Source organism: Methylobacterium sp. GXS13 (assembly GCF_001455965.1).
Lineage (GTDB): Bacteria > Pseudomonadota > Alphaproteobacteria > Rhizobiales > Beijerinckiaceae > Methylobacterium.
This window is the reverse complement of record NZ_LKKO01000069.1, coordinates 174879-181805: the sequence shown is the minus strand read 5'-3', so window position 1 is coordinate 181805 and position 6927 is coordinate 174879. Positions and strand designations below refer to the sequence as shown.

Annotated in this window: 6 protein-coding genes and 1 tRNA gene; 4 read left to right on the top strand and 3 right to left on the bottom strand. The window is 66.3% G+C overall.

Annotation, left to right across the window (positions count from 1 at the left end; genetic code table 11):
- Together AO398_RS23120 and AO398_RS23115 are read left to right on the top strand one after the other, a co-directional pair.
- The coding region (locus AO398_RS23120) for an ATP-binding protein (protein ID WP_201025812.1) at positions 1–1080 on the top strand (1080 nt) is incomplete at its 5' end.
- Entirely contained in the window at positions 1077–1787 is a 711-nt protein-coding gene (locus AO398_RS23115) for a response regulator transcription factor (RefSeq protein WP_058194508.1), read from the top strand. The genes AO398_RS23120 and AO398_RS23115, both read left to right, overlap by 4 nt.
- Before the next feature lie 54 nt (positions 1788–1841).
- Here the strand turns inward: AO398_RS23115 and AO398_RS23110 are convergent, their stop codons facing one another.
- Together AO398_RS23110 and AO398_RS23105 are read right to left on the bottom strand one after the other, a co-directional pair.
- Complete coding sequence (locus tag AO398_RS23110; protein WP_058194507.1) at positions 1842–2072, bottom strand: hypothetical protein; 231 nt, start codon at positions 2070–2072, stop codon at positions 1842–1844.
- 524 nt (positions 2073–2596) lie between these two features.
- Positions 2597–3040, bottom strand: a complete 444-nt coding sequence (locus AO398_RS23105; RefSeq protein ID WP_152997619.1) for a CHRD domain-containing protein — start codon at positions 3038–3040, stop codon at positions 2597–2599.
- A 135-nt stretch (positions 3041–3175) separates the two neighbouring features.
- Here AO398_RS23105 and AO398_RS23100 point away from each other — a divergent pair, with 135 nt between their 5' ends.
- Both AO398_RS23100 and AO398_RS23095 read left to right on the top strand, forming a co-directional pair.
- On the top strand, positions 3176–5194 hold the full coding sequence (locus tag AO398_RS23100; RefSeq protein WP_058194528.1) for an oligopeptide transporter, OPT family: 2019 nt from the start codon (positions 3176–3178) through the stop codon (positions 5192–5194).
- Positions 5195–5261: 67 nt separating this feature from the next.
- A tRNA-Met gene (locus tag AO398_RS23095) sits at positions 5262–5338 on the top strand.
- A 67-nt stretch (positions 5339–5405) separates the two neighbouring features.
- On the opposite strand, the gene AO398_RS23090 is transcribed toward AO398_RS23095, so the two are convergent.
- Complete coding sequence (locus AO398_RS23090; RefSeq protein WP_058194505.1) at positions 5406–6476, bottom strand: tyrosine-type recombinase/integrase; 1071 nt, start codon at positions 6474–6476, stop codon at positions 5406–5408.
- Positions 6477–6927 lie beyond the last annotated feature (451 nt).

Genomic DNA, 6927 nt, shown 5'->3' with positions numbered 1-6927 from the left:
CCCGCCTTGCTGCGGGTCCGGGTGGTCCTGCTCTCGCCCGCCGGCCAACCCGGCCCCGTGCGGGCCGGCTTCCCGCCGGAGGATCGGCTGGATGCGGCCGATCTCGCGGCGGCCCAATGGGCCTTCGACAACGACAGGCCGGCGGGTCGCGGCGCCGACCCCCTGCCGGGCGCCAAGCGGCTGTTCCTGCCGATGCGGACCGGGCGCGGCACGATCGGGGTGATCGGCCTCGACGCGGATGGCGCCGGGCCGATCCTGACCCCGGAGGGGCGCCGCCTGCTCGACGCGCTGGCCGATATGGGCGCGCTCGCCATCGAGCGGGTGCGGCTGGTGGAGGATCTCGACCGGGCCGAGCGCGCCGCCGAGACCGACCGCCTGCGCCAGGCGCTCCTGACCTCGATCAGCCACGACCTGCGCACGCCCCTGGCCTCGGTGCTCGGGGCGGCGAGCACGCTGCGCGATCACGATGCCGACCTCCCCCCGGAGGCCAAGGCCGACCTGCTGGCGACGATCATCGCCGAATCCGAGCGGCTGAACCGGTTCATCGCCAACCTGCTCGACATGACCCGCCTGGAGGCGGGCGCCGTCGCCCCGAACCTCGCCCCGCAGGACGTCGCCGAGATCGTCGACACGGCCCTGCGCCGGGCTGAGGCGGTGCTGGCCGACCATCGCGTTGCGGTTGATCTCGCCCCCGATCTGCCCGTGCTCCGGCTCGACCCGGTGCTGTTCGAGCAGGTGCTGTTCAACCTGCTGGACAACGCCGCCAAATACGCCCCGGCAGGCTCCACCGTCACAATCCGGGGCCGCCGGGAGGGCAACCGGGTGCGCCTCGATCTTCTCGACGAGGGCGACGGCCTGCCCGAGGCGGACGTCGCGCGCGTGTTCGACAAGTTCTATCGGGTGCGCAAGAGCGACCGGGTCCGGGCCGGCACCGGGCTCGGGCTCGCCATCGCCCGCGGCTTCGTCGAGGCCATGGGCGGCACCGTCACCGCCGCCAACCGAAGCGACCGGAGCGGCGCCGTCTTCACCGTGACGTTGCCGGTCCCGGCCCGGACCGCGCCCAAGGACATCGCCGCATGAGCCCGACCATCCTGGTCATCGATGACGAGCCGCCGATCCGGAAGCTGCTGCGCACGGGGCTGTCCACCCAGGGCTACGTCATCCTGGAGGCGCCGAACGCCGTCACCGCCCTGGAGGTGCTGGGCCGCGACCGGGTCGATCTCGTCATTCTCGATCTCGGCCTGCCGGACATGCGCGGCCACGACCTGCTGGCAACGATCCGGACGCGCCATCCGGAGCTGCCCGTGGTGGTGCTGTCGAGCCGCACCGACGAGGGCGGCAAGGTCGAGGCGCTGGATCTCGGTGCCGACGATTACATCACCAAGCCCTTCGGCATGGCCGAGCTGCTCGCCCGCCTGCGCGCAGCCCTGCGCCACCAGCTCGCCGTCCAGGGCGAGCGCCCGATCTTCCGGGTCGACCGGCTCTCGATCGATCTCGTCCGGCGGATCGTGAAGGTCGATGACGCCGAGGTGAAGCTGACCCCGCGGGAATACGACTTCCTGCGCGTGCTGGTGACGCATGCCGGCAAGGTGCTCACCCACGCGCAGCTGATGCAGGCGGTCTCGGTCTCCTCCGACCCGCAATACCTGCGGGTCTACATGCGCCAGCTCCGGCAGAAGCTGGAGGCCGACCCGGAGCGCCCGCGGCTTCTCCTGACGGAAACGGGCGTCGGCTACCGCCTGCGCGCGCCCGACGACGAGCCGCTGCTCAAGCCGCCTGCGGCCTAAGGCGACGCGCGCGATGGCCCGCCCTCCCCGCCGAAGCCGGGCCCCCGGACGGCGTCAGAGCCGTAGCGCGATCCGCTCGGCGGAAAGCTGCACGGCATCCGGGCGGTGCCCGGTCTCGCCGATCGCGTAATCGAACGCAGCCTCCCGGTTCTTGAACCACCCGCCGGCCCGCCCGTGGATCTCGATCGCGACCCAATAGCCTTCGGGATCTTGCCCGACGATGAATCGGGCTGATTCCCCCGTCGGGTCTATGACGGGGGCGGTGACTTGGATGATGGGCGACATCGGATGTCTGGGGGTTCCCGCGATCCTTCGCGGACCGCACCCTCAATCTGTGCCGGGACGCATGAGGGTTCGAGCGGGCAACGGGGCCGATCGCGTGAGGGTCTTGTTAGGATCCAGCTCACGGATCCCGTGTAGGCGATCCCCGCAAAGCCAGGAGACCGGTTCTGCGGGCGCTCCGGCGCTCGTCCGCAGCTCACGAAGCCTCCGGGCGAGACGGATTGGGAAATCCATCTCCCGGGATGGGATCTCCAAGGCAAGATGCCCGCGCCGTCTTGCCATTGAGCGGGCGAGGAACGAGCCCTCTGCTCCACGGAGCGTTGCAAACGCCGACCCGTGTCGCCGGTGAGCGACGGTCCCGAGATCGCCGCTGGACCAATCCTGAGCGCAACGGCGAACAGCCTGGCGAGGGACGAAGGCTGGGCCGCGCCGGAGTCCCGAGCCGGGCGACGCTGCCTCAGCGAAAGCAGGATGGGGATCGGTAGCCGTACCGGTTCCGCCCTGCCCCGGGGACAGAGTTCCCACGCCTAACGCGCCCGCTCCACCTGGCCGCGGATCTCCCCCTTCGGATTCGCGGCGGTGTGGATGTTGAAATACAGCTTGCCGGCTTCGAGGTCGGCGGCCTTGGCATCGTCCAGGGTCGCCTCGCCGGAGAACGGGCTGCTGGTCGCGGTCACCGGCACCAGCACGCCGGCATTGGCGCCGGCCGGGGCCGGGCCGTGGAAATGGGCGGCGGTGACCGGGCCGGTCAGGCCGCTATAGGTGCCGTTCCAGCTCAGGCGCTTGGTGGCCGGATCGTAGCTCGCCGTGACGACGCCGGTGCCCTTCGATTCGGTGGCCGGAACCTCGCTGCCGCCCGCAAGCGCGGCCTTGTAGGTCATGCTCTCCCCGGCGGCCTGCGCGCCGGACAGGGTCAGCGGCACGGTCAGCGCGAGGAAGGCGGCGAAACTTGTGCTGGCAAGGCGTGTCATCGAACGCTCCGCTTCCATCACGACCCCCGAGCGGGGCCACGTGTCGCAAGATAGGAGAGCGGCGCCGTGCCGGCCATCGGGTTATCGTCCGATGTGAGACAGATGTCCGGCCATGCCGGCCGACGGTGGGGTGCGATGGCGGTGACGGACGCGGGCGCCCCGGCGGGCGGGCACGGGCGGGAGATCACGGCCCGGGGGATAGTGCTCGGCGCACTGATCACCATCGTGTTCATGGCCGCCAACATCTATCTCGGCCTCAAGACCGGGATGACCTTCTCGTCCTCGATCCCGGCGGCGCTGATCTCGATGGGCGCCCTGCGCCTCGTGGGCGGCGCCGGCATCCTCGAGAACAACATCGTCCAGACCCAGGCCTCGGCCGCCGGCACCCTCTGCAACGTCATCCTGGTCCTGCCGGGCCTCGTGCTGATCGGCCATTGGCACGGCTTCCCGTTCTGGGAGACGAGCCTGGTCTGCCTGATCGGCGGCTGGCTCGACGTCGCCTTCTCGATCCCCCTGCGCCGGGCGCTGGTCTCGGGCAGCGACCTCCCCTACCCCGAGGGCGTCGCCGCCGCCGAGGTCCTGCGCGCCGGCCATACGGAGACCGGAGAGCGCGGCCTTGCGACCCTGCTGATCGCCGCCGTGGGCTCGGGCCTCGTCGCCTTCGCCACCAGCGGCCTGCGGATCCTGGCCGACGGCGTGCTCACGGCCGCCAGCCTGGGCGGCGCGGTGTTCAGCATCGGCAGCGGCTTTTCCCTGGCGCTGGTTGGGGTCGGCTACCTCGTCGGGATCGGTGCCTGCCTCGCCCTGCTGACCGGGGTGGTGATCGCCTGGGGCCTCATGGTCCCGGTGCTGACCGCCCTGACGCCCCAGCCCGGCCTGTCGCCCGGGGACGCCGCGCAGGCCATCTGGTCGGGACAGGTGCGGCTCGTCGGCGCCGGCATCATCGCGGTGGGCGGGTTCTGGACCGTGGCGACGCTGGTCCGGCCGATCGCCCGGAGCATCCAGTCGGCCCTGGCCGCCGGCAATCCGGCCCGGGCCACGGCCCGGCAGGACCGCGATCTGCCGCTGCCCCTGGTCGGCGGCGCGGCGCTCGTCCTCTGCGTGCCGCTCGGCGCGCTGTTTGCCGGCTTCGCGGCCAATCTCGGCATTGCCGGCCCGATGCTCGCCGCGGTGGTGGCCGCCGGCCTGCTATTCTGCCTGGTCTTCGGCGCCGCCATGGCGGCGGTCTGCGGCTATCTCGCGGGCCTGCTCGGCTCTTCGACGAGCCCGATCTCCGGGATCGGCATCCTCACCGCCATGGTCGGCGCCGCGCTGCTGCCGCTGCTCCTCGGACCGGCCGACGACCCGGAGGCGCGGCGCGTCACCGTCGCTTTGGTGCTCCTCGCCGCCTCGGTGATCATCACCGCCTGCTCCATCGCCAACGACAACCTGCAGGATCTCAAGACCGGCCAGATCGTCGATGCCACACCCTGGCGTCAGCAGGTCGTGCTGATCGTCGGCGTCGCCGTCGGCTCGCTGGTGATCGTGCCCCTTCTGTCGCTGCTCTACGGCGCCTACGGGTTCGTCGGCTCCCTGCCCCGGCCCGGCATGGATCCGGCCCTGGCGCTCACCGTGCCGCAGGCCTCGCTGGTCACCCAGATCGCCGACGGCATCGTCGCCCGGACCCTGCCCTGGCCGATGCTGCTGATCGGCTGCGGCCTCGGTATCGTGATGGTCGGCCTGGAAGTCGCGCTCAAGCGCCGGGCGTTCAGCTTCCCGGCGCTGACCGTGGGGATCGGCATGTATCTGCCGCTCTCCGTGGAGATGACCATCGGGCTCGGCGGCCTCCTCGGCTTCCTGTGCCTGCGCGCCCGGCGCCGCGCCGGCGCCGAAACCTTGGAGGCCACCGCTTTCCGGGGCGTGCTGATCGCCTCCGGATTTCTGGTGGGCGAAAGCTTCGTCGGGATCGGCCTGACCGCCGTCGACGCGGCCTCCGGCCGATCCTCGACCCTCAGTTTGGTCGGGCCGGATTTTGCAACCCCGGCGACTTGGCTGGGCGGCGCGGTCTTCGCCGCGGGATTCTTCGCAGCGTTCCGGTTCATCCGCGGTCCCGGCGCAGTCCCTGCGCAGCGAAGCGCCCCCGGGACCCCCACATTCCGCGCAGAGAACCGTTGACAGCCAGCGCCCGCCCTCCCTATACCCCGCCCGCTGGTCGCGGCCTCCCGGGGCGCGCGCGGCTCGTGGCGGGGTAGCTCAGCTGGTTAGAGCAGAGGAATCATAATCCTTGTGTCGGGGGTTCAAATCCCTCCCTCGCTACCAACTAACTCATTGTCAGCATTCATACTTTGGCGTCGCGGGTGTTTGTGGTTGGGCTGGTTTGACAGTTTCATCCACCGGGTTTGACAACCCGCGTGCTTCGTTTGTTCAACTCGCTATCGAACGCGGCAACGACCGGGGCCATCTTCTGTCGAAGATCCGCTCCGTCCGCGTAGTGTCTTGCCATTTCGATGGTTCGTTGCCCCAGGGCATCCGCAATGGTGCGTTCGTCAAAGCCGATCTCGCGAAGGATCACGGCGACGGTGTGCCGTAAGCCATAGAGCGTAAGTCCCGGCTGAACACGGCCCGCCTGTTCAAGTTTGACACGAACTGGCCGCCACGAAGCCCGAAATCCTGACAGGGTCCACCGTGTGCCGGTGGATGTTGCACAGAGGGTCATTGCAGAATGGTCCGGTGCTTTAGCCAGGATTTCAGCGAGCGGCATTGGGGCCGGCCAGAACACGGGTTGATTCGTCTTAGAACGACGGGTTGCAATCTCACCGTGTCGATAAAAAGTGCGGGGAAGCGTCAGCGCGTCTTTCGGCCCAAGACCTGTGAACATCATTAGCGCGAATGCAGAACGCATGTGTGCAGGCGCGGCTTCTAAAACAGCCTCCCGTTCTGCATCGCTCCAAGGTCTGTTAGCACGGGGTGCACTTTTCTTGCGCCGAATATCCTTGATGCCGGAAGCAACATTCTCACGAATATAGCCACGTTCAGAGCCCCAACCAAACACGATTGATAACACGGCCTTAACATAATTTCCAAATCTTCTCCCTTTACTACTAGCGGCACGATCTCTAATACGCACTACCAACGGCCGATCAAATTTTACAAGAGCAACATCGGCGATGCCCTTCAAATAGTTGAAGACTTTTTGGTAGTCAAATTTGGTTTGTTCCGCTAAATCTAGAAACGCTTCGTGTTCTCGATAAAGCTGAATCAAGCGACCTAGCGAGCCGGGCTTTGCTGTTAAGTTCATCTGAACTGATGAAATGCGACTACATTCGGCGAAAAACTCCGAAGAACCCAAAGGAGCGACAGTTAAATCTATCGCCTCGCGGCTTTTCCGGTGATAACAGCGCATTTTACCATGACGATCCCGGAATATTTGGAACCCTTTAATTCTGATTATCGTCATGGAAGTCTCGCAACTAACTCATCGTCGCTGATTTCATCCGACTTAAGCGTGTCAATCCATTCGTCCAAATCATGTATATCCCATAAACGTATACGCTCATCCATTTCAATCGGCCGACACGGACACATAAAATTGAACTTGGAAATTGATAAATTACAGTAGTTTGCCGCCTGTTCTCGCGTCAGTAAACGTATCTTTTTAGCTTCCAGATTGATGATCGCGCAACCGGGCATGAATGCTACATCCACAGAACAGATAACGTCTGAAATGTCATCCGCCGTTATCAATGTCAAGGGAATACTTATGTTGAGTAGGGAATATTGCTAAACGCTATTTTCTAATTAGAGCTTGGCTGCGATGGTGCGGTAGTCTGTTCTGATTAAAAGGGAATGCAAAATATATTTATGATGTCCACCTATCGCCGATGTGGTTGGACTACTCTGACCGATCC